The following is a 22,244-nucleotide window of genomic DNA, read 5'->3' as shown; positions in this document are numbered from 1 at the left end:
TTTGTTTTTTTCATGAGCAATTTTTCATGTTTAAATTATGAATTATTGCCCGATTTCTCTACTTTTCAATGGCCCGATTTATTGGGGGGAGGTCAGGATCGATAAATAATCCAGTTAATTCCGAGCAAATTTATATATTTATTGAAATTGTTATAAAATACAATATTTTTTACCCCTTACATAGTATGTCAGAAATAATTAATTACAATCTTCCTCATAGTATTTTTAATTCAGGCGCAGGACTATCAAAAGATAATGTTGACGAGGTATGTGCATTTATATCTAACCTTTTGATAGATGAAACCAATTCAAATGGGTTGTCATTATATGATGACGAGTTACATGAGTTGCTGACCCGTACCGGATTTGAGAGTTATCTTGTTGCCGGAATAAAAAAAGAAATTCCTTTTGAAACGCTATCAAATATTTATGTATCTGTTTTTTTGAGAAATGAAATCATTAGTTGTAACACATTTTTAGAGTTATTAGCTGTTATTCGATCGAGTTCTGTTTATAATATAAAGAGATTTAATCATAGATATCTCGAGTTTTCTGGAGCCCTTTACTTTTTAAAGAACAAAAGACCTTCATGGAGTGATTTTTGCTCAGGATTTAGTTTTGATAATTGGCACGAGTTTGAGCTACTTGCTTCTATTCTTCCGGTGTCAAACTGCCAATATTCGGAATTTATTCAATGGATAACTAGAGCTGTTGATGTATATGGAGAAGATTTAGCATTTCATAGAATAGTCTTTCATGTTACACAGTGGATACAGCGTGACTCCGCTATTTCTACAGATTTTTTAAGCAATTTACATAATATTGCCAACGACCCCAAAGTTCAAATTATTTTACCAGGTGTGGTTTTCTCACTAAGAAAATGTTTTGATAGCGATTATCATTTTTTCTACAATAAGCTGAAAAGTGAAATAAACGTAGCAAATGCTTACCCAATATATTTTTCAATCGGAAATATTATTGATAGCGAAAAAGGCAAGATCGAGTTTTTTGATTTAATACTTCGGGAGTTTAACTCTGACAATCTTTTGTTGAAAGACCTGATAAGGCTTTGTGGACATTTTGTTATCTATAATTACGATATTTTTACTTTGGTTACAAAAAATGCTCTTGAGACGGAGGACATACAACTGATTTTGGCAATTGTAGAAATGCTTCAATCGTGGATAAATAAAGTACCTAAATCATGGATAAGAGATTTTGGAATAGTTGTATTTACGAAGAGTCAGGACGTGTTAAAGGACCCATTGGATGCTTTGCTTGTTAATATTTCAAAGAGTGACCCTGAGACTGCTTTTGAACTCTTGGAAATTCGTCATATGATAATGGCGGATATAAATTTGTTGGAAATGTCAATATCGTTTATGGCGCAGAAAGATGTTGATCTCTTTCGTAAACATATTTTAAAATGCCTGAATGCTGAAGATATTAGGTTACATCGATCTTTATTTGGGGTTAGTTCCATCACTAATATAAATAGTGATGTATATAAGATCTCTACAGATTTTTTTGTTGAATATGAATTGTCATCGAGGCTATATATGGCGTATAAAGTTGTAGGGTTTTGGTACAGTATGGAACCTCTTCAACAATTGATCGTTTCAGTTATTAAATCAGTCAGCTCCCCCAGTAAAGATTTGCAAGAACAATTTAAATTCATTCTATCCGAATATTTAGTTTACAACTATCGAAGTACCTTACAGATTTTAAAGGCTGAGTTACAAGATTCTAGTATAGGTGATTTTGCGAGAACGATGTTTTCCGACGTTATACACGAATACGATCTCTACTTCAACGATTTAAGAAGTGTTGAAATTGATAGAGAAATTAGACCGTCTAAACAAAATGTAAGATTGCATAATTTTTATTTGCAAAGGAGTTTTTCTGAATCTACGAAAAAGACTAGAGAACATATTTTCGAGTTTGGGAAGAGAGTTGTTATTAATGCAAATAACTGGGCGATAAGAAGGCCAAATGAACTTAAGCATGTTGTTACACCCCTATCAACTATTTCTGCCGGTGGAGAGTTCCCCTCTGGCGAGAAATTATTACCAATATATCAGGAACACCTAAGGTTGACATACCGTAAAATTAGTAAAAGTGAAATTAGTATTAACTGACTATATAGCTTCTTTGAAAGAAGATAAAGAACTTGACCAATTAATCCAAGATATACTTAGAGAGTATAATTACGAAATTGTTTTCTCACCCAAAAAAGGAGAGCGTCAATACGGCGTTGATATATACTCTGTTGGAAAGGATGAGGAAGATAATACGAAAAAGGTTGTCTTAGTTACGGTTAAGATGGGAAATTTGGATAGGAATAATTGGCAAGGCTCTAACCAGGCACTTCGTCCCTCGCTCGAGGAGATTATAGATGTGTTTGTTCGAAATAATATACTGCCGGAACATAGAGATTTGCCTATTAAAATTATAGTGGCATTGAACGGTAATATCGATCCAGCAATTCAGCAAAACTGGGTTGCTTTTGTAGAAAATAACTCACGTTTTGAATTTGAAATTTGGCATCTTGAAAAAATTGTTAACCTTGTTTTAGATAAATTAATTAATGAAAATATTTTTTCTGCGGAAGATAAAGTATTGATGCGGAAGATTATCGTTTTTTTATTTAATCCGGACTATGATTTTAAAGACCTCCATATTTTATTAGAGAATGTTTTCAGTAACATTAATACAGATGGAAGTGGCAAAAGGAATAACATTAAGCAGCTGAGGAAGGTTAATTTATTGTTTTCAATTATCGTGTCTTATTGTGAGAAAGAGAATGATTTAAGGTTGGCAATGATAGCATCTGAAATAGTTTACTTGAGAATTTGGAAGTTTGTGCATGAGAATGAATCGATCATAACCAAAGAATACTTTGAGGTGGTACTGAAGGGATTGAATAAACGCCTTGAGAATTCATTTAAATACCTGAAGGCGATATTGCCAGTGTGTAAAGTAAAAGATGGGCTAAGCAGAAAATCTATGGACTCTGTCAATTATTGCCTTATAGCTTATGAAGTAATGGGATTCATAGCATTGGCAGGATTGGAGTTGTTGCATATGTCGGGCATTTATAAAACTATGGATGTGGAAATTGCTCGAGCTTTTGAGGTGAATGCATTAGAATGTGCTTATGGAGTAATTGAATTATTAAATAACAATAGAATTGTTTTTTATCCGAGGATTGATGACCAGATTATAGAATTGAATTTAGTTTTTTTGCTTCTGTATGAATTTGATAAGAAGGAGGATATATCTGCTATCTTAGCGGAGCTTTGTGAAAACCTTGACATTGCAAAATCGGCCTGTGATATAGCTCCTCTATATAAAAGAAATTTGGATAAGATTTTTGAATTAGATTCGAATTCTAAAATTCGTAAAGATTATAATTATAATTCTTCATCGTTGATTGCTACTCTTGTAGAATGGGTTGTCGTTATTGACGACGAAAATTTATATAATAGATATCGAGAGCTTGTTGAATCAGCTTTTAAGGATATTGAACTCACGCTATGGTTTCCTAATAATGAAACTGAGACGGTTTTATATTCTAAATGTGCACTTCCCGAAACTGGATATTGTCTTTCGAATATAAAATTGTCTGAGTCATTTAGTGATTTCAAAGTCTTAACCTTGTCAGATTTTATTTATAACTCCGAAGAAATAGACTTTAGTTTCATGAAAAATGAATTTTGGACAATTGGCTTACTTGCGAGCCGTCATTATCGAACTTACGTCTTTCCCTCTTATTGGCGGCAATATTTCAAAAACTTCAGTGTTTTGGCGTTGAAGGGTGTGTTGTAGCAGTCCACGGGAATTTTGTCTGAAATGGAACCGCATGTAAAATGTTTATATTTATTGTGCAAGGCGCAAAGTGTTTTGTTTATTTTATTTTTAAATTGAGTATGTCCTTTTTTAGCTTGCTTAGAGGTCGTTTATAAAAATTTTCATCCTCATATTCTACGCCAAATATGATACGGTATACTTCTTTTTCTGTTAGTTTGGCGCCTAGCAATTTTCCTAGATCATTTAGATATCTTTTGTTGTACTTTCTTCTCAATAGATCCAAATCTGCTAGTTCGGACTGATGATGTTCATAAATTGCGGGTATTTGCATTGTTTTTAAAGTAGACTTAATTTTGGTATTCGTACTGTCAATAGTGACCTTAAAAGTATTTATAGATTTGTCGTATATAGATTGTAGCTGATAGTCACTCGTTATTTTTTTATCGACATAAGGATGAATGTTTTTACTCAAATCAAACGTGGCAAAATGTTTTACGGAGCTATTGCACGGCGAACAAGAAGGTATTAAATTGTAAAATGAAAGTGCCAGAAGCGGATATTGTGCTTGAGGAAACCAATGGTCTAGTGTTGGTCTAATAATCCTTTCCTTTTTTTCCGTAATAACCGTTGATGTATAGAGTCTGTTGCAATATACACAGGTTTCAATTTTTAAATTGGTACATAAATCATAAGCATTGTAAAGATTATTGTCTATAAACCAGTCATAGTTAAATATGTTTTTAATTCCATCTTGATCTTTGGGGGAAATTTTTTTTCTTGCCTTTAGATATAGGGTGTTGAATTGACTATTTAGTTTTAATAATTCATGTGGGCTGGATCCCGGTATCTTTTTAAAATCGATTTGTTTTAATATGGAAAATAAATAATTACTGATATTTGTCTTTTTCGTTTTGCTCTTACATATTTTACAATTGGTGTCACCACATATAGTGGTTGCACTTTTGCCAAATATTTTTCTATTAATGTAGCAGGTTATATAGCTTATGTGCGTTTTTTTTGCTAGCTGTATATGGGGTAATTGATCGTCAATGTATAGCATACTTATTGTAAGTCTTGGAGGTTAATGTTATTTTCTCTCATTAAGCGTAAGATATTTTGCTTAGCATTGGTACGGCTAGTCGATTCATCTTCAATATTATATGGGAATGCCGTACGATACATATTGCGGAGCTTTTCTTGTATTAATGGCTCGCCTATGATTTCAATGAGCTGGTATAAACGCTTTTGTTCGCTTTGGGGGTCTAAATTTTCCACTGTTTTATTGTTGTCCCAATAACCCATTTCCTTCAGTTTTTCTTTATAAGAAGCCAGCTCATTTTCTAATTTCTGTTGCAGAAAAGTAGGTTCATTGCTCGATATTTTTTTTGAGCTTATGGAAAGATCTTTAATTTCATTATCGACTTTAATATAGTTAAGTAAGTTGATGGCTATTTCTATTTGTTTTTGTGCGAATGCACCCATATATCCCTCTTCAAGGAAAAATTCATCCGCCAGTAAATCGTGTATGTTGGCTGCAAACGTGTTGTATCCGTTTTCGGAGTGCTCAGTTACGCCATTCTTTAGTTTGAGTATTTTTTGTTGGTGTATATCCGATAAGATAAATGGAGAATGTGTTGCAAACAATATATGGATGCCATACAGGTTATTGTCCAATTTGGATAATGATTCTAGGAGCTTTCTGATGAATGAACGTTGCATATTAGGATGGAAATATAGTTCTATTTCATCAAGCAATACTGTTACATAGTTATAATTATTTTTTCTATCAACAGAATCAATATTTCGGATATGGTATAGAATGCTACTTAATACGCTAAGGAGTTGATACTCGCCAGAACTAACTTTACTGAAACTGCTTTTATCGGGGTCATCTAAATAGAAATCCAGTTTGAAAATAGCAGGAGGTAAAAGTTCTGCTGTGGTCAAATTTTCTTTTTCCTCAGAGTTGATTAATGTGCTTATGATCTGTTGATAATCATCGAGCTCAATTTGCTTCTTTGATTTTATGGCGTCGCTTAGAAATTTTCGTAATGCTGGATATTTTAGGAAATAAACCGCTTGTTTGAATTTTAGGGTGATATGACTATGGTCGTTTTTGATATCCCCTAAAAGTTGTTGTAATCTGTTTTCTAATAAAATTTCCACTTCAGTATCCATACCTTCGATCGTAGAAGCAATATTGTATTCTATTAAATTATAGAGGCCCTCTTTATATTCCATTCTATAACGGTCGTATCGATTTACGATGGCCAGCAATTTATTAACTATATAATAGTTTAACTCTTCTTTGTAAGATTCGGTATGTGATGATTTTTCCGATAGAAAAAAGACATTGGCTACCTGATTCATAACAATCCTGATGATTTTAGGATCATCATAAGTTTGCTGTATGGCCTCTTTCCTTTTTTTAACATTTTTTCTTTTGTTATGAGTCACTGAAAAATATTTCAAATATTTTCCATTGTCTATGTATCTAAAACTTTGTTCTGGTATATCAGCATCATGTAGATCCAGGAGGTTCAACAGGAGGCGCATATTAAGTAAGGTCTTTTCGGTATTTATATCTATATCTCCAGCTGTTCTTTTGGGGTTGATGACAAGGGGGGCAATATATCCATCATTTTTGTGGGATAAAGGAGTTATCCAATCAGTTGAATGCTCACTGCTATTTAGTGCATAGTGAGAATAATTAACTAGTATAGTGTAAAAAAAGTCATTTTTTATCTTCTCTATCGGGATCGGAGTTTCATCTAACTCATAGACTATGGTTGAATCTTCGTAGTTGCCTCGTTTAAACCGGTAGGCATATATTTCAGTATCAAATATTATTTTATACAAAGTGTCGGTATGCCAATAGATTTCGAAATTTAATTTTTTGAGTGGTTTATTTTCTTTGCTATTCAAGTAACCCAGCTGTACTGATAAATTGTAAATACCCATCAATACTAAATCCAATAATGTACTTTTTCCTGAACCATTTTTGCCAACGATGGCAGTTATATTTACCCTTATATTTTCTAGATTATATAGAGTTTCTGCATGAACGGGCTTTTGGTGAAATTCTTGTAAGATTGATCGACTTTTTATGTCGGTATCTTTTGGTCTTATAGTGTGATCTAATGGATAATACTGATAGAAGGGAAGTATTTTATGAAGGGTTTTATTTCTAGCGAGTGTGCGCAAGCCTACAAATTTAAAAGTGTAGTCAATGATTTCTTTTTTTTGGGCAAAAGAATGTGTTTGGAAATTTTCTTTAAAAGTAAGAGGATCTCTATTAAAATAAAATGCCTCCGATGATAGCTTGATATAGTCTGTAATTTGATTATTGTTTAATAGAGCTCGATACGTCTCAAATGTTATAGGAGTGTGAAGGGGTATAAATCCCGTATATTCTAAATACTGCCTTGTATTTTTATCTAATGGTATGAATTCATTGCTGTTTATCCAGAATAGAAAAATAGTGAAGGAGGGTATTTCTATGCCGCGCCAGGCTATTGCATCATCCCATAACGAGGAGGTAAGTGCATTTTTCCCTTTCTCTATTATATCATTAAAGTATTCCCATATCTTCGTTTGCTCAAATTCTGGTCGTACATATTGCAGCTTTAAAGCCATTGGTGCAGGGCATCCTTTAAAATCGATGTTTTCCCAGGTTTTTTTTTGTGAAGTTAATAGTGTCCATACCGCATTGATAATTTCTTGGCGGATAGTCTCTTGTTGGCGACTTCTGCTGAAACTTGTAAATAGTTGTATAGGTTCCAAAGATGGCTTTGGAATTCGACTAACATTTGATAGCCAGGAGTTATTAGTTTTATAAATGTGAGAACGGTTGAGCAATTTAAAAAGCTCTTGTCCAGATAGGCTTTGATGCTTTCTGTAAAAGTCTTGTAACTGCAATGCCAGTTTTTGGTATACTTCATACCATGGCGTGATTGGGGGAGATTGCTGCATACGGCTATCGGGAGTCATATTTTGATTTGAGGTGCATAAAAATTCACTTGATAATTTCTGTGTAGGGAGTAGCCTATCATATGTGTGCTTGGAGCTCGATTAATACTTTAGAGAAAGGCTTCATTAGAATTCGTTGTTTATTTTTAACAAGTATAATGAATGCACACAATCTTTTTAAGCATATTTATATTATTAAAAATAATTTTTTTATTTAAATTGTATCTTATTGGTTGAGAAATGAAACAAAGGATTAAATGAGAAATTATTCCATTCTCATCTTTTTAGATTTAAGGAACTATTTCAGGCCCTAATTAACGTTCTTTTTTCCTTAAACTTAAAAAAATAATTTTGAGAATCTTTATTATTCATTACTGCACGCCTAGAAAATGATATAATTATTTGAAGTTCCTAAAAAATACTTGTATGCCGGAAGCTAATTAGCTGATCGAAGCGTAGAACTAAGCGGGTTCAATGGACTCACTCCGTCGTCAGTCGGCAAAAAGAGCGCCAGGCCCTCACTTGCCCCTTCCGCTGTGCTTCAGGGGCTGCGCTCGGCCCTGTCATCCTTTTTGCACTCCTTCCGCCTCCGTTCGGGCAGCTCCCGGTCTAGCTAAGGGCTGTTTTTACAATTGGTTGCCATTATGCCCGCTATCCCTCCGCTGCCCATTTTTGTCCGCCCCTGGTGAAAAAGTTACCATTGCGAGGAAACAAAAAAAGTTAACACAAACAGAACTGGGAGATAATGTTGGTACATCACGGGATATAATAGGAAAGTATGAACGCGATGAAACAAAGCCATCAATTGAAGTAGCAGCGAAAATTGCTGACGTCCTGGACTGCTCACTGGACTATTTAATAAAAGATATAAACCCCGAAGATGAACTTGCTAAGAAAATCGAACAACTTTCCCCAATCAACAAGGAATATGTAATGGCGGTGATTGAAGCCTTTGAAGCTAAGGAGAAACTACAGGGCAAAAGATAAAGGCCCCCGCTTGCGCGGAAGCCTTTACACCAAACAAATCCCAAAGGTAACCACACCTTAGCCGAAAACTATTTAACAGTAGACTAACTGCCTTCTTTTTGAACTGCTGCCTGACTCACTCCACTCATAACGGTGCCGGCGACAGCCAGATAACCGACTACTTTGATAATGATGGCAGGGATAGCCGGAATCCCCATCAGAGCGGCACTTATTGCAGTCAGGATCAAACCTGTATTGCGCACCTTACTAAAAAAAGGTGGTGTTGATGCGGCGAAACGTTGTATAAGTTTCATACACACTTTTTAGAAGTTAAAAGATCTGGCCATGACGGCCAGCTGATTATTACACTCCATCAGGCGCCGCCGGTATACCGGAAATACTCACCAAAGCAAGGGTATTGAATGCCCCGTTTTTAAGGCTATAGAGAGCCCCGTTAACCTGCTGATAGAATTCTACACCGAGAGCAAGAAACAGCGGTTTTGTGCTGTTTGCCGTCACATTTACGGACAGATTCATCACAGCAGTTGCGGTGGCATTGATGGCCAGTTCTGCACTTGCAGCATTGCCGTTGACAAAAATTTCGGCCTCGAAATCAATCTCCGCACCGGCAACCATAACTTTAAAATGGGTGGCACCACCTGGCGCCGCTACCATGTTAATAAGTATGAAGGCAGGGATATCAACTTTGAGTACACCGGTCGCCCTATCAATTGCCGCCGAATAAGGTGCAAACAGTGTACTGGCGAGCCGTGCGTTGATATTTAATTCAAACCCACTCAGGAGCTCCGCTTCACCATCTATAACATTGCGTTGACCGCGAACACTTTAGCATCGGCTTGAATTACTTTCAACATATCACGGGTTAACCGGGAAGCCAGATAACTATCACTGGCATTTAACAGCATTGCCCAGAAAGCCGTTCTTAGTAACTTGCCAGCTTTACCGGCCCTGCCAAATTCCGCTCCATTCTCCCGTGTACGGACAAGCGCGGCATCATTAGCAATACGATTTCCGTCCACACCGCCTTTCCCGCGAGCCAGGTGGCCTTATAAAAAGGTAATGTTGCCGATGGTCCCTTTCAAGGGGACGATTCCATTTTGTTTTGCCATTTGAAAACAATTTTAAGGAACAATAGGGGCTTTCACATAGCCAAGCCCGTTAGGCTCACATCTGCGCAGGATGCAGTAAATTTGCATTTAACCACACCAAACTAAGCCGGCATTTTAGCTCAACAAAATTTTCATTCCGATTATGCCGAATTCGTGCACTTTAATACCTAATCGCATAGTGATTTATGCAAAAGGCATCCGGAATATCATCGGCAGGAGTGAACGCACCGCAAGAAAGATGCTGCAGCTGATCCGCGAGGCCAAAGGTAAAAAGAGGGGTGATCTGGTGACGGTGCAAGAATTTTGCGGCTTTACAGGGTTGGGGGAGCAGGCCGTTTCAAAATTCCTAACATACTGATATTCTGGGGTAAACCTCTTGAGTTAGATAATATCGAGCAAATATTTGTTATACCTTCTTCTAAGAAATTGCAATAGGAAAGGGTTTTGATATAATTTTAAAAGGTCTATTCCTTTAAAAGATACGTTTATCTTTAAAAATAATCGGTTATTAAATAAATATAGCATGAACGATATTACCACTGCCCTTTCCATTTTTGAAGAAGCAAAGACTAGATTTCTTTCTTTGTACCAGGGAACAAATGAAGTAACACCACAACCGCTTTCTGAGGATGCAAGAAAACCATTTTGGCAATTTCAGGAGAAAATGACCGACTTGGTTGACGCACTTTTTACTTTACGTTTGCAAAAGAACTATCACTGTTGCTTTATAATTTATAGAGCAATTATGGAATATTGGCTTAAATATAGCTATCTAGTGATTAAGTATGCTCTTTTTGATGATATAGATGTTATAGAAAGATATTCGGTACACCTACGGGCGCACGATTATGGGGAACTGAATTTCAGGTTTGAAAAAGGAGAAGGGAATGAAGAACCAAAAGAGCGTATAAAGGAAAGGTTCTTTGCTAATCAAAACATCTCAGATCAATCAGTATTGAATAGAGCGGAGAAAGAGTTTGGATTTGCAACATTGTCCACAAAATTAACCGATCTTGTAAAAGACTTGCCAGGATATGGAGAAGGCGAAGAGTGGCATAAATATTACAGAACGCGGATAGTACATTTTTCAGTAACGTCTGCATATATTCACGGCGGCCCCATTGCAGTAATTGACTCAGACAAGCAATCGGATGAAAATAAAGAGCAAGTATTGGCAGAATACATTTACGAAGGAACATCAATGTGGCTCGATATGACTCTGAAGTTTTTCTTGTTTTATTGCAAATCAGAAAAAGAACGGATAGATCTCTCTGAGTTGGGAGGAACATATAAAGACAGACTTGAGGAGGTTTTAATAGATGGTATGAAGTAATATTGATGCTTCACGTCTTCACCCAATTTAAGTCGTATATACTTTGCCGTATGGATGGTAAGTAATATATTTTATCCTTGTTTGTGCTTATTTAGCAAGGGTTTTTGTACCTTTGTCGGGATATAAAGTTCTTTCAAACCTGATCAAAATAAGCTAATCCGGGAGGGAACAAAAAAGGTTACACTAACTTTTAAAACCCAGAAAAGCCGCGATTTATAAGGCATTGATATAGTCCCAAGGGGATCACAAAAGCGTGATACAATTCAAAAGAATGTATCACGCTTTTTTTTTAAAGGTATATCAGATCGCTATTTTTAAGATTTGTTAATCTTGTATTGTTAACTTCAGCTTAGAAAGTCCTATTCCTGCAAAGACGAATATTGCGTCTATGTTGAGCAAACAATTTTTAGAGGTAATTCAACTGATCAGAAATTCTCGTATTGCTGCTATAAGATCAGTTAATACAGAATTAATCAGCCTGTATTGGAATATTGGTGAATACATTAGTAGAAAGGTGAAATGTGCAGAGTGGGGACAATCCGTTGTTGATGAGTTAGCGGCGTATATACGAGGCAATGAGCCTGAACTTAAGGGATTCTCCGACAAGAATCTATGGCGTATGAAACAGTTTTATGAGGCATATGAATCTTCTCCGGAGCTTATGCCCTTGTTAAAAGAGGTCACCTGGACTAATAATCTAACTATTTTTAGTCGTGCTAAATCACAAGATGAACGTGAATTTTATCTCAAGCTATGTATTCAGGAAAAATATAGTACAAGAGAGTTGGATAGACAGATTAATAGCAGCATTTTTGAACGGACAGTAATCGGTAATTCAAAACTCTCAGCAGTGCTGAGAGAAATTCATCCTAATGTAACTAACAGGTTTAAAGATAGTTATATATTCGATTTTCTGAACCTTCAGGAGTCTTTTAACGAAAATGATCTGCAAAAAGGATTGATAAGACAAATGAAGAATTTTATTCTTGAATTAGGAAAGGATTTTTTATTTGTTGCTGAAGAATATAAGGTCCAGGTTGGGAACTATGATTTTTATATTGATCTATTATTTTATCACAGGGCATTGCAGTGTTTAGTGGCAATTGAGCTAAAGGCAGATAGATTTAAACCAGAGCATATGGGACAAATCAATTTATATCTGGAAGCATTGGATAGAGACGTTAAAAACGACAATGAAAATCCGAGTATTGGCATCTTACTCTGTAAAGATAAAGACAAAGAAGTAGTCGAATATACACTAAGTCGGTGCATGTCGCCAACGCTTATTGCGGAATATCAGACCAAGCTTCCCGATAAAAATATACTCCAGAAAAAGCTTCACGAGATTTTTGACATGTATTTGATAGCTTCGAATACTATATTGTCGCTCTCTTTTGGTATAATCAAATCATACTTTTTTGACAGGTAGCATATACATTTTTAGCATGATTCCTTCCGGGTCTTTATATTCCAATATGCACTCATCATTAGTTAATTTAATTACTTTCATTACTGCCTTTTCTTTTGTATCATTATCAATGACGGTCAGTATACTTTTGGTAGCATCATATTTCCAAATGCCATTTTGGATATATCCAGACTCAACTGATTTTACTTTGTTATCCTTATAGAATATCATTTTATCTCCTTTTTGTTCCGGAGCAGGCGGGAATTTTTTTCCTTTTTCTTCATAGGACTGTAGCTTCCATTCTTTACAAATTAACTCGTCAAAGTTTTTATTAATCTTTTCTTGACCTTTATTAATCTTACTTATAAAAAGTAGGGCAGTAAGAATAATCCCTAAAAGAGGTAATTTTTTCATTTTTCCTTTATTTTTAAAATATATGCCCGGATCTGCAATATTTCCAGGATACAGGTCCGGTGGAACTACTTCTAATGCCAATTACCAAGTAAATTGTCAATGGTAATCTATGTTGTTTTTGAAATAATATAGTTATTTTTTATCAGAGCTAAGTAGCGAGCGTAATTCGGCTCTTCTGTTTACATTAGTAGTATATTATGTTGCTAAAAACCACGAAAAAAAATCTTTTTAATGGATTCTTTTTTTATTAAAGATGTGACCTTTTATCTGACTATTATATTTAACTTGTTTTTTATACCGTATGCAAAATCAAAGGCAATGACGAGCGATGTGCTAATAAAAGTACTGAAAACATATCATTTGAACAATAGTATCGATCACTATAAAGGATTTATTCCAATAGGGCAAGTGGGAGAGTGTATGACTACTGTTTTAAATTTCTTCCCTTTTAATTGACTATTTGTTAATTCAGGAAAAGCTACCATCTGGCATTGAAGATATAGGAGTATCAGTACTTGATGGCAATATAGCTGGTGTTTATTTTCTTTTAAAGGATACCAGTACTATTTTATCAACTCTTGAAGCCGAATATGGCCCACATGACACCAAGTTCACAGGCATCGGTGACGGTTATGGATATAATTGGAAAAGAAATCCATGTTTGATATGCACAAATACTACAACTCCTTATACAAGTCAGGATAAAAGAGCTGTTATATCACTATACATTTGCGATAAAATGAAGCAAATTACTGTTAAATCGATATCTAAGTACATAAAGGATTAGTTTTAAACAGAGAAATCCAATATACTGAACTCCCTGGCTATTGTATGAAATGTAAAGAAAGGTTGGTTTTTTACAATAATATTCCTCCTGGTATTAATTCAGGATGTTAATTCACACGCAATGAATAATAGTAATGTATTGGAGGTACTTAAGACCTATCATCTGGGAGACAGCATTGGTAATTATAAAGGATTTGCTCCTATTAAAGATGTTGAAAAGAAACTAGATGTCAGCTTTTCCTTTTTTCCTTTTAAAATAGACTATTTGTTGGAACAGGATCAGCTTCCAGTGGGTATCGATCACCTGGGTATTTCGGTGCTGAATAATACTATAGCCGGTGTATATTTTCTATTAACAGATACAAGCTCAATTTTACCGACATTGGAAGGGCAGTATGGACCATATGATGTTAAGTTTACCGGAATAGAGGGATACGGATACAATTGGAAAAAAGGCCCTTGTATTGAATATTCAAACACTTTTTTCCCATATACAACTGACAATAAAAGGACTGTTATATCTATATATGCTTGTGATCAATTTAAACAAATTGTTGTTGAATCCTTTTCTAAGTACCTAGAAGATTAGCTATAAAAAGGAGGAATCGAATACACTTGCGCCTTTAAAACAACAGCAATATATCTGCGGAGGTTTCCAATATTAAGAGGCGATCTAATTTTGTTTGGTCTGCGCTGCCGCGGGGCTTGCACCCTGTTCCATGATGATTTTTACAGCGTTGGTCCGTTGCTGGAGCGTTATAGAAAAATCATCCTTGACAGAGCGCTTTTTTTCTAATCCTCTTTCAAGAATTTAAAATTGTGATCCAGTAAGTGCTTGGAATGAACGTTTAAACCCTTTTGCAATTTCAAGAAAGGTCGTAAGCGTAAAATTTTCTCCCCATTTTCGATATTACTGATATCTCACTCCCGCTTTTTTAACAGTTCTTCATACACGGGCTCCTCCGGCGTAGAAATTTTTATTCCGGCTTTCTCAAATTCCTGGGTTAATCTTTTATCGAAACCTGCGATGTACGATGCAAATGACAAAGAATCTTTTACTTCGGGAATTGTTTTAAAAGGAAGACGCGATTCTTTAAATCTATACAAAGTGGCTTCGGTACTGTCGTTGCCTTCAAAAAGTACTGAGTCACCATAGTAGGTAATCTTAGCCGCGTATTGATTTGTAAGGTATTTCAAAGAATCATTTTCTATTTTGTAAGGAAGATCGAACCGGCCAACTTTCTGATTATAAAAAACTATGTATTGCGAATCAATATCAAATTCGCTATATCCATTTGCTATTGAAAATCTATGCCATTTTCCGATTAGAATTTTTTTATTCCCTTCAATGTTTTTAGGATTCGGTGAATGGCAGGCAGAAAGAGCAAAAATGAAAAATACAAGAAAATAAGGTATCGATCTCATCATAGCTAATTGTTAAATAATATTAAAGAGACATTCTTAATCCGGGCAAGTGATAGGAAGTACCCGCACTAAATACTGCCTGGCAGGAATCCAGGCAGTATTTGTCTGTTATTAATTTAAACCAGCGCTTATTGCATCCAAATCGTGCAGTTAATATTGCCATTAGTATTAGAGCCCCAGGTCTCTGAAACCATAATAGCCGGAATATTTAACTGACCAAGCGTATATCCTAAACTACTCCACTTGTTATAGTGGTTGGCAAAAGTAATGACGCGGTTTTGCCCGGTAGTAACTTTTGTAACCCTGGAGCTGTAAATCTGTCTGAAGCCATCACCCCCATCGATATTTTTACCTGTCACCCAGCGGGTCCATACGTTATAACCGGCACCATCGCTTTCAAATGTCCCTAAATAAGTGCCGGTATGCGGTGATACTGCACCCCATGTTTCATTCACATAATACTCATAGTATGGGTTTCTGCTCCATCCATACCAGCCAAAAGTACCACCGCCAGAATTTGAATAAGTACCCAGATTATATCCTATTTTGTAGGATGCCGAGCCTACCGGATAGCCTTTGCCGCAGGTAAAATTGCCGTTAAATCCGTTCCAGTTAACGCTGTAATTTCCGCCGGCGCCATTTGCGTAATTAACGGTACCGGTAGCACCATCACTTTTCCAAAGTGACCAGAAGAAGCCGTTATGTGTACCCGATTGGTAGAATTGGGCCGCAACTTCAGCTTTGGAAAGACCCTCAATACCAACTGCCCCGGGCTGGGTCTTTGCCTCTTTTTTACAGCTTGTTAAAATTGTAGCGCCTGCAAATGCAACGATTGCAGCAGCGCCAAAAGTAACCTTCCTGGTTACTCTTGTGAGTGAGGTTTGTTTTTTCATATCGTGGTTATTTGGTTAGAGCAGCAAAAGAAGCATATTTAAAAATGGAACAATGCTAATAATCACCAAATTTGTTACACAAATGTTCATACGCCGGCCAGGAACAGGCCACCACCAGGGACCTGGTTACAGGAATTTCCTGATCTTGCCCACCCGCAGATCCTCTTTTCAATATTTCCTTTTCATAAAACTGTTTATGGATAACATAAAAAATATGTCTCCCCGTTTTGAAGGTTGTATCAAAGTTTTCTTTATTTTAGGGAGGAATACTACTTTTCTTCAATTTGAGCGTATGATGGATATTGTATTACAGTAATTACCACCCAGGTAATTACATTTTCAGCTGATAATTCTATTCATGGCTTCTGCGCTTTCAGCAGTAGAAGTATCTTCTATTTATTTAATTCTATCAGTAATGCACAAATACAATTATACTATCAGGAGGGAAGAGCCTTCTGACATCAACGCTATCGACCAGGTAACAAAAACTGCGTTTGCCTCAGCTGCATATAGCAGTGGAACGGAATCATTCATCATAAAAGCCCTGCGCGCAAATGGTCGGCTGACCATTTCTCTGGTAGCAGAGGAGGAGGGAGTATTGATAGGACATATCGCTATATCGCGGGTATCCATTTCTTCAGGAAGTGAAGGCTGGTTCGGACTGGGACCTGTATCCGTGATCCCTTCCAGGCAAGGGTCTGGCGTGGGTTCTGGCCTGATCAGGGCCGCCATTGACGCATTGCGCGAGTTGCACGCAGCCGGCTGCGTGGTGCTGGGCGAACCTTCCTATTATGGCCGGTTCGGATTCAGGAGTGATGCCCGTTTGCAGTACCTGCATGCTCCTGCGGAGTATTTCCAGGTACAGTCATTTACAGGAGATATACCAGAGGGGACTGTGGAATACGATGATAGTTTCAATGTCACCAGCTGAGATTAATCAGATGTAATAAAAAAGGCTGCCTCAACAGGATTGAGCAGCCTTTTTTGCAGTTGACATAGTAAGACAAGAGTGATTTAATTGTAAGAGCTACGCATTGCGTAGCCCTTTTGGGCTCAAATGCCCCCGGCATGGATTTTAAATTAGCATAATTATTATTTGTCCCGTCTTAACGAAAGATTACGGGAAAGAGCCTGCTTAAACACTTTACGCAATTCCTTAGCCGTAACAAATTGCCATTCAAATAATCTACTTTTAAAAAATAAGGGAAGAATTCTTTTTTCTTTATTATGTCTTAAAAGTGTATACCACTTTTTGTAGAGTATTTCATTGAATACCTGGATGGGATAATTCCCGGATGTAGCGTTGCCCTGCTTTAAGGCCTCAAAAACGGGTAGAAATTCTTTTGAGCTCCGGGATGAAAACCGGTAACAGGAGTAATCATGGTGAATCCGTATTAAATTTTCATCTTTGGGAATACCCAGGTTGGTATGGATGTTTTCGATGATGCGGAGCTCTGCGTTGAGTATTCTCTCATGCTGCACTTTTGAAATGTTATTTCCGTGAAGGCGGTAGTAGACAAGAACCTCGTTAAGGTTGGCTACCGGATGACGTAAAGAGATCCTGTAAGAAAGATCATAATCCTCCGCGGGAGAATAATCTCTATATCCACCTGCTTCGAGCATGGCTGATCTTTTGATCATTAAGGTCGAATTGATAAAGGTGTTATGAAATATCAATTCGGGAGATATGTTATCGCCGGCTACCACATTTAAGTTACCGGTTTGTTCGCCGGATTCATCTATAGCGATGGCTTGTCCGCCACATATGGCGATGTCAGGATGGGACGCTAAAAAACTGATTTGCGCTTTAAGACGATCAGGCAGGGCTATATCATCACAGTCCAGGATGGCAATGTATTGCCCTTTTGCCTCTTCAATTCCACGGTTGCGGGTGAAGGTAAGCCCTTTATTGCCATCATTGTGAACTAAACGGATGCGGGGATCCGTGAATTTATGAATGATGTCGAGTGTACGATCTGTAGAGCCGTCATTAATAATTAATAGCTCAAAATTAGTAAAGCGCTGACTGAGGACACTCTGTATGGCCTTTTCAATATAGGCTTCGCCGTTATAGGCGGCCATAAAAACAGTAACTAAGGGATTGTTTATATTTATATCCATGTAGATCGTAGTATTGACCTGGGTAGATCCTTTTCGCGGTATTTACCCTGCTGTTGCCGGTTTAGTGGTCGAAGGTAGCTTCATTTTTGATACCTGCGCATATTTTTTTTCAACTGGAAAACGCTCCTACCTTCTATAGATGAATCCTTCTTTCGACTCCATGCCAATAAAAAACAATTCAAAGGAGGGATGAAGTTTCGGTAAATTATATAATTGCCGGACTGCATATGGCAGCATCTCCTGCTGAAGAGGAAAAATCTCATACCAGCATTTTCTTTGGGTGTAAAATTCGAAATTCTTTGGGATCGAGATGTTTTTCACCGTGGCAATACGGGGGAAAGCATATTTATCCGGCTCGTCGTAATTGCGGGGTATGTTATTAATATCTGGTATACGATCTCTTTTTGGTAATTTCCCTTGCTCTGATTTTAATCGGTACCGCTTCTCCAAAGCTGCAAATAAATTATGCCTGTATTGATCACTGGTCTCAGCATCGTCGAAAGAGATGGTTGTTGCTAAATCATAGATGTTGGTGGCAATACAGCAGGTATATAATTCCACAGCGTTACATTCGCTGATCTTCTGAAATCCAAGATCAATCACCTTTTTCAGTTCCGTTACATAACGCTCTTTATCGAATTGCGCCAGATAGGGTATGATCTCTTCGGGATACAAACGACCGTTAAATAATTGCATTAGTCAGGATTTTTAAATCATCTTTTCCTGCAAAATAAAAAAAGAGGACCATAGTCCTCTTTTTTTAAACTTTATAGTACTGTTCCCAGCCTTTCCTTGGAGGAGGGCCTATCAGCAATTCATTAGCATGTTTATTATTCGTGATGATCTTCTTTTCCCGATCGAACTGTAATTTCTCTCCTGTCCACTGTGCCAGTACACCGAGACAGAATACCTGGCTGAGCGGGCCTGCAATCGCGAATGGTGATCGTGTTTGCTCCTCGCCTTTACAAGCCAACAGGAAGTTCTTAAAGTGGTTAGATGGACTTGCCGGTACTACTGGCAGTTTACCAGCCATTTCTTTCGCTTTTTCCTCCGGAATGATAGAGAGGGTACTACCATGTGAGCCTCCTTTAAACGTGAGATCCTTACTGTAGATAATCTTACCGGGATTCAGTTTAGCTGGTGTGATAGGACCATTGCTGGGAGGTGGAATATTAGGATCGAGTCCTGATACACCGTATCCGGCAGGAATGGGAGGGAGGTTATCCACACCATCGTACCAGGTGATATCCAGTGCGGGCATATTTCCTCTTTGAGGGAATTTGAATGCCAGCGTGGTAGACATGGGGTAGAAGAAGTTGTTATGGCCCGTGAGCTTGACTGGATCCACTTCATATGGCAAGCCAAGATCGAGGAATTGGTGGGCGGTATCGATAATATGTGCGCCCCAGTCGCCCAGTGCACCCATCCCGAAGTCGAACCAGCAGCGCCATTGGCCGTTTACGAAATCCTTGTTATAAGAATGTCCTTGCGTGGCCATCTGCCAGATATTCCAGTCGAGGGTAGCAGGCGCCTGTTCTGCAGGAGGGAAAGCCGTGATATTGGGGTTCCAGCCATGCCAGCGCCGTGGAGAGTTCATATGGGCAGTAATGGCTGTTACATCTTTGATGATACCAGCTTCTGTCCATGCTTTAAACTGGAAGTAATTGGCTTCAGAATGCCCCTGGTTGCCCATTTGTGTCACCACTTTCGGATGCTTCCGGGCAGCTTTCATCATCAGTTCCACCTCGTTGAAGGTGCGCGCCATCGGTTTCTCTACGTATACATGTTTGCCTAGGCCTATGGCCATCATCGTGATCGGGAAATGCGCGAAGTCGGGTACACCGATGGACACAGCGTCAATCTGGTTGCCCATTTTATCGAACATCTGGCGGAAATCCTGGAAACGGGGCACGTTAGGGAACATTTTCATTACCTCCAGGGTATGCGGTGCGCCCATGTCTACGTCGCAGAGGGCTACAATGTTTGCCAAGCCAGTCTTGTAGAGTTCCCGGGCGATCTCTCCACCCCTGTTGCCTATACCGATGAAGGCAAGGTTTACTTTTTCATTGGGCCCGATTTTGCGGGTATAGGGCTTCGCGGCAGCCATCAGCAGACCTGGCGTAGCGGTGGCGAGGGTAGCCAGCGCCGCCTGTTTGAGGAAGCTCCTTCTTGAGTTGTTGTGATTCATTGCGTGGTTGTTAATTGCCTCTCCAAGATATGAAAAATGGTTTTGCAATCGAAAGCATTATCAAAAAAAGATCGAAATCTTTACATAAATGGTAAAATAATGGAGAATGTGGAGAGGTTGGTCCAGGCAATTTGGATGGATATGCAGCGTTCTTAATACCTGTAAACTAACAGGGAAAAGAATATCTTTCAGCATAAACACATGGGCCATATGAATCATCATTGCAAAATTTTTATTGCCATAGATATCTCTTATAATTTGTTGCATGAAAAATAATGACGGCAGGTTGTCACATTTGCACCTCAGGTGGTGTCTTGATGTTGAACAAAAAAATTAAGGAGGACCTTCATTATGGCATTACGTATTTCAAAAGCAACGCTCCCCGCGGAGCTAACAGAAAGCATGATTAAGCAGTTTGGCGCCGTTCCTGAACCAGTTGAAGTTGTATGGCACAATCCCTCTGTGGCCACCACCATCCTTGAGCTGGGTGGCAGGGCGGCCGGGTGGAATGCATGTGACGGGCATCTTAAATCGTTTGCGCACATGGCTGTTGCGGCAATGGTTGGCTGCAGTTGGTGCCTCGACATCGGCTATTTTCAGGCACAGCATAAGGGTTTAGACCTGGCTAAGGCCAGCCAGGTGCCACGCTGGCGGGAGTCGACCGTGTTTACGCCGCTGGAGCGGGACGTGATGGAGTATGCAGAGGCTATGACCACCACGCCAATCACCGTCACCGATGAAATGTCGGCCAGTTTGCTGGAACAACTGGGACCCGCCGCATTGGTGGAGCTGACAGCACTCATCGGCTTTGCTAACCTTTCGACCAGGGTCAACACGGCGCATGGCATCAAATCACAGGGATACTCCGATGCCTGCGAAATTCCATTAACCAAACGTACCGGGAAGTCCGGCGTAGTATTGAAATGATAGAACAAGACCCATTTATTTCCCACCGGAACCTGCTATTCACGGTAGCTTACGAGATGCTCGGTTCGGCAACGGATGCAGAAGACATACTGCAGGAGGCTTGGCTCCGGTGGGCCGATATTGATCAATCGCAGGTACGTAATCCACGTGCCTACCTTATCCGGATGGTGACGCGGCAGGTGCTCAACTGGAAGCGGACGTTGTCGCGTCGCCGTGAGGAATATGTTGGCGAGTGGCTACCAGAGCCATTGCTGACCAACCCTCATGTAGCGGAGGACCTGGAGTTGTCGGAAAGTATTTCGATCGCTATGTTGATTGTACTGGAAACACTTGGGCCAACAGAACGAGCGGTATTCGTGCTTCGCGAAGTTTTCAACACGCCATATGATGAGATCTCCGAAATAATCGGCAAGCCTGCGGCTACCGTCCGGCAGATTGCACGGCGGGCGCGTGAGCATGTTGCGGCCAGACGTCAGCGGGAGCCGGTAAGCCGCTCCGCGCAGCAAGCGGTGGTGGAGCGTTTCCTGGCAGCGTTGCGAACGGGGGAGTTGCAACCACTGATGGCGGTTCTCGCGCCAGATGTTACACTGATTGCCGATGGCGGCGGATTGGTAGCTGCTGCCCGCATTCCGGTTTACGGGATTGAGCTGGTAGCGAATTTACTGGCACGCCCGAACCGGACGATTACTGCAAATACCTTATGGCTGAATGGTCAGCCAGGAGGTTTTATCGAAAGCGATGGCGCTATAGCCGCAGTAAGTTTCGTTGTGGAAAATGAACGCATCGTCCGTATTTATGCGATCGCCAATCCACAAAAGCTTACGAGACTGGATAAGCCAGTTGAACTCGCGAGGTAAGTGTCGTCAGGGACTTA

20 protein-coding genes are annotated in these 22,244 nt (G+C 38.7%); 10 read left to right on the top strand and 10 right to left on the bottom strand.

Features of this window, described 5'->3' with window-relative positions; genetic code table 11:
* Positions 1-185: 185 nt before the first annotated feature.
* Positions 186-2,138, top strand: coding sequence for a hypothetical protein (locus tag FHW36_RS19240; protein WP_145671194.1), 1,953 nt, complete (start codon positions 186-188; stop codon positions 2,136-2,138).
* Positions 2,119-3,828, top strand: a complete 1,710-nt coding sequence (locus FHW36_RS19235) for a hypothetical protein (protein WP_145671193.1) — start codon at positions 2,119-2,121, stop codon at positions 3,826-3,828. The genes FHW36_RS19240 and FHW36_RS19235 overlap by 20 nt, the downstream gene beginning before the upstream one ends.
* Positions 3,829-3,907: 79 nt before the next feature.
* Here FHW36_RS19235 and FHW36_RS19230 read toward each other — a convergent pair whose 3' ends face one another.
* Together FHW36_RS19230 and FHW36_RS19225 are read right to left on the bottom strand one after the other, a co-directional pair.
* Entirely contained in the window at positions 3,908-4,870 is a 963-nt protein-coding gene (locus tag FHW36_RS19230) for a hypothetical protein (RefSeq protein WP_145671192.1), read from the bottom strand.
* A 2-nt stretch (positions 4,871-4,872) separates the two neighbouring features.
* Positions 4,873-7,800 (bottom strand): AAA family ATPase, encoded by a 2,928-nt coding sequence (locus tag FHW36_RS19225; RefSeq protein ID WP_145671191.1) that lies wholly within the window; start codon positions 7,798-7,800, stop codon positions 4,873-4,875.
* 651 nt (positions 7,801-8,451) lie between these two features.
* Between FHW36_RS19225 and FHW36_RS30760 the strand changes: the two genes are divergently transcribed.
* Positions 8,452-8,766: a helix-turn-helix domain-containing protein gene (locus FHW36_RS30760; RefSeq protein ID WP_222429125.1), complete on the top strand. Its 315-nt coding sequence runs from the start codon at positions 8,452-8,454 to the stop codon at positions 8,764-8,766.
* A gap of 83 nt (positions 8,767-8,849) precedes the next feature.
* Here FHW36_RS30760 and FHW36_RS19215 read toward each other — a convergent pair whose 3' ends face one another.
* Positions 8,850-9,059: a hypothetical protein gene (locus tag FHW36_RS19215; protein ID WP_145671189.1), complete on the bottom strand. Its 210-nt coding sequence runs from the start codon at positions 9,057-9,059 to the stop codon at positions 8,850-8,852.
* Positions 9,060-9,108: 49 nt separating this feature from the next.
* On the bottom strand, positions 9,109-9,420 hold the full coding sequence (locus FHW36_RS30755) for a hypothetical protein (protein ID WP_222429124.1): 312 nt from the start codon (positions 9,418-9,420) through the stop codon (positions 9,109-9,111).
* A gap of 978 nt (positions 9,421-10,398) precedes the next feature.
* On the opposite strand from FHW36_RS30755, the gene FHW36_RS19205 reads away from it, so the two are divergent.
* Both FHW36_RS19205 and FHW36_RS19200 read left to right on the top strand, forming a co-directional pair.
* Positions 10,399-11,208 carry a DUF5677 domain-containing protein gene (locus tag FHW36_RS19205; protein ID WP_145671188.1) on the top strand — a complete coding sequence of 270 codons (810 nt, stop codon included), beginning with the start codon at positions 10,399-10,401 and terminating at the stop codon, positions 11,206-11,208.
* A 388-nt stretch (positions 11,209-11,596) separates the two neighbouring features.
* Positions 11,597-12,637: a PDDEXK nuclease domain-containing protein gene (locus FHW36_RS19200; protein ID WP_222429123.1), complete on the top strand. Its 1,041-nt coding sequence runs from the start codon at positions 11,597-11,599 to the stop codon at positions 12,635-12,637.
* Here FHW36_RS19200 and FHW36_RS19195 read toward each other — a convergent pair.
* Complete coding sequence (locus FHW36_RS19195; protein WP_145671187.1) at positions 12,617-13,030, bottom strand: hypothetical protein; 414 nt, start codon at positions 13,028-13,030, stop codon at positions 12,617-12,619. The two genes, FHW36_RS19200 and FHW36_RS19195, sit on opposite strands and share 21 nt — an antisense overlap.
* 460 nt (positions 13,031-13,490) lie before the next feature.
* Between FHW36_RS19195 and FHW36_RS19190 the strand changes: the two genes are divergently transcribed.
* On the top strand, positions 13,491-13,817 hold the full coding sequence (locus tag FHW36_RS19190; protein ID WP_145671186.1) for a hypothetical protein: 327 nt from the start codon (positions 13,491-13,493) through the stop codon (positions 13,815-13,817).
* Positions 13,818-13,937: 120 nt separating this feature from the next.
* Complete coding sequence (locus tag FHW36_RS19185; protein WP_145671185.1) at positions 13,938-14,405, top strand: hypothetical protein; 468 nt, start codon at positions 13,938-13,940, stop codon at positions 14,403-14,405.
* Between the two features lie 332 nt (positions 14,406-14,737).
* Here FHW36_RS19185 and FHW36_RS19180 read toward each other — a convergent pair whose 3' ends face one another.
* Positions 14,738-15,244: a hypothetical protein gene (locus tag FHW36_RS19180; protein WP_145671184.1), complete on the bottom strand. Its 507-nt coding sequence runs from the start codon at positions 15,242-15,244 to the stop codon at positions 14,738-14,740.
* Between the two features lie 125 nt (positions 15,245-15,369).
* On the bottom strand, positions 15,370-16,134 hold the full coding sequence (locus FHW36_RS19175) for a glycoside hydrolase family 11 protein (RefSeq protein ID WP_145671183.1): 765 nt from the start codon (positions 16,132-16,134) through the stop codon (positions 15,370-15,372).
* Positions 16,135-16,549: 415 nt separating this feature from the next.
* On the opposite strand from FHW36_RS19175, the gene FHW36_RS19170 reads away from it, so the two are divergent.
* A complete protein-coding gene (locus tag FHW36_RS19170; RefSeq protein ID WP_145671182.1) occupies positions 16,550-17,065 on the top strand; it encodes a GNAT family N-acetyltransferase in 516 nt (171 codons plus the stop codon).
* Between the two features lie 161 nt (positions 17,066-17,226).
* On the opposite strand, the gene FHW36_RS19165 is transcribed toward FHW36_RS19170, so the two are convergent.
* From FHW36_RS19165 to FHW36_RS19155, 3 genes are all read right to left on the bottom strand, one after another.
* Positions 17,227-18,255, bottom strand: a complete 1,029-nt coding sequence (locus FHW36_RS19165; RefSeq protein WP_145671181.1) for a glycosyltransferase family 2 protein — start codon at positions 18,253-18,255, stop codon at positions 17,227-17,229.
* 126 nt (positions 18,256-18,381) lie between these two features.
* Positions 18,382-18,951 (bottom strand): hypothetical protein, encoded by a 570-nt coding sequence (locus FHW36_RS19160; RefSeq protein ID WP_145671180.1) that lies wholly within the window; start codon positions 18,949-18,951, stop codon positions 18,382-18,384.
* A gap of 64 nt (positions 18,952-19,015) precedes the next feature.
* The gene (locus FHW36_RS19155; protein WP_145671179.1) at positions 19,016-20,443 is read right to left on the bottom strand and encodes a Gfo/Idh/MocA family protein; all 1,428 of its coding nucleotides are present in this window, start codon (positions 20,441-20,443) and stop codon (positions 19,016-19,018) included.
* Positions 20,444-20,794: 351 nt separating this feature from the next.
* Between FHW36_RS19155 and FHW36_RS19150 the strand changes: the two genes are divergently transcribed.
* On the top strand, positions 20,795-21,370 hold the full coding sequence (locus FHW36_RS19150) for a carboxymuconolactone decarboxylase family protein (RefSeq protein WP_145671178.1): 576 nt from the start codon (positions 20,795-20,797) through the stop codon (positions 21,368-21,370).
* Entirely contained in the window at positions 21,367-22,227 is an 861-nt protein-coding gene (gene sigJ / locus FHW36_RS19145) for an RNA polymerase sigma factor SigJ (protein WP_222429122.1), read from the top strand. Before FHW36_RS19150 ends, sigJ begins: the two co-directional genes overlap by 4 nt.
* Positions 22,228-22,244: the final 17 nt, after the last annotated feature.

This window comes from Chitinophaga polysaccharea, from assembly GCF_007829335.1.
Lineage (GTDB): Bacteria > Bacteroidota > Bacteroidia > Chitinophagales > Chitinophagaceae > Chitinophaga > Chitinophaga polysaccharea_B.
Note: the sequence above shows the minus strand (reverse complement) of the source record. Positions and strands in the feature narration are given on the sequence as shown.

Coding starts and splice junctions, on each gene's coding strand:
- FHW36_RS19240 (WP_145671194.1), top strand. CDS start 186: ATGTCAGAAATAATTAATTACAATCTTCCTCATAGTATTTTTAATTCA.
- FHW36_RS19230 (WP_145671192.1), bottom strand. CDS start 4,870: ATGCTATACATTGACGATCAATTACCCCATATACAGCTAGCAAAAAAA.
- FHW36_RS19225 (WP_145671191.1), bottom strand. CDS start 7,800: ATGACTCCCGATAGCCGTATGCAGCAATCTCCCCCAATCACGCCATGG.
- FHW36_RS19215 (WP_145671189.1), bottom strand. CDS start 9,059: ATGAAACTTATACAACGTTTCGCCGCATCAACACCACCTTTTTTTAGT.
- FHW36_RS30755 (WP_222429124.1), bottom strand. CDS start 9,420: ATGGTAGCGGCGCCAGGTGGTGCCACCCATTTTAAAGTTATGGTTGCC.
- FHW36_RS19205 (WP_145671188.1), top strand. CDS start 10,399: ATGAACGATATTACCACTGCCCTTTCCATTTTTGAAGAAGCAAAGACT.
- FHW36_RS19200 (WP_222429123.1), top strand. CDS start 11,597: ATGTTGAGCAAACAATTTTTAGAGGTAATTCAACTGATCAGAAATTCT.
- FHW36_RS19195 (WP_145671187.1), bottom strand. CDS start 13,030: ATGAAAAAATTACCTCTTTTAGGGATTATTCTTACTGCCCTACTTTTT.
- FHW36_RS19185 (WP_145671185.1), top strand. CDS start 13,938: ATGAATAATAGTAATGTATTGGAGGTACTTAAGACCTATCATCTGGGA.
- FHW36_RS19180 (WP_145671184.1), bottom strand. CDS start 15,244: ATGATGAGATCGATACCTTATTTTCTTGTATTTTTCATTTTTGCTCTT.
- FHW36_RS19175 (WP_145671183.1), bottom strand. CDS start 16,134: ATGAAAAAACAAACCTCACTCACAAGAGTAACCAGGAAGGTTACTTTT.
- FHW36_RS19170 (WP_145671182.1), top strand. CDS start 16,550: ATGCACAAATACAATTATACTATCAGGAGGGAAGAGCCTTCTGACATC.
- FHW36_RS19165 (WP_145671181.1), bottom strand. CDS start 18,255: ATGGATATAAATATAAACAATCCCTTAGTTACTGTTTTTATGGCCGCC.
- FHW36_RS19160 (WP_145671180.1), bottom strand. CDS start 18,951: ATGCAATTATTTAACGGTCGTTTGTATCCCGAAGAGATCATACCCTAT.
- FHW36_RS19155 (WP_145671179.1), bottom strand. CDS start 20,443: ATGAATCACAACAACTCAAGAAGGAGCTTCCTCAAACAGGCGGCGCTG.
- FHW36_RS19150 (WP_145671178.1), top strand. CDS start 20,795: ATGGCATTACGTATTTCAAAAGCAACGCTCCCCGCGGAGCTAACAGAA.
- sigJ (WP_222429122.1), top strand. CDS start 21,367: ATGATAGAACAAGACCCATTTATTTCCCACCGGAACCTGCTATTCACG.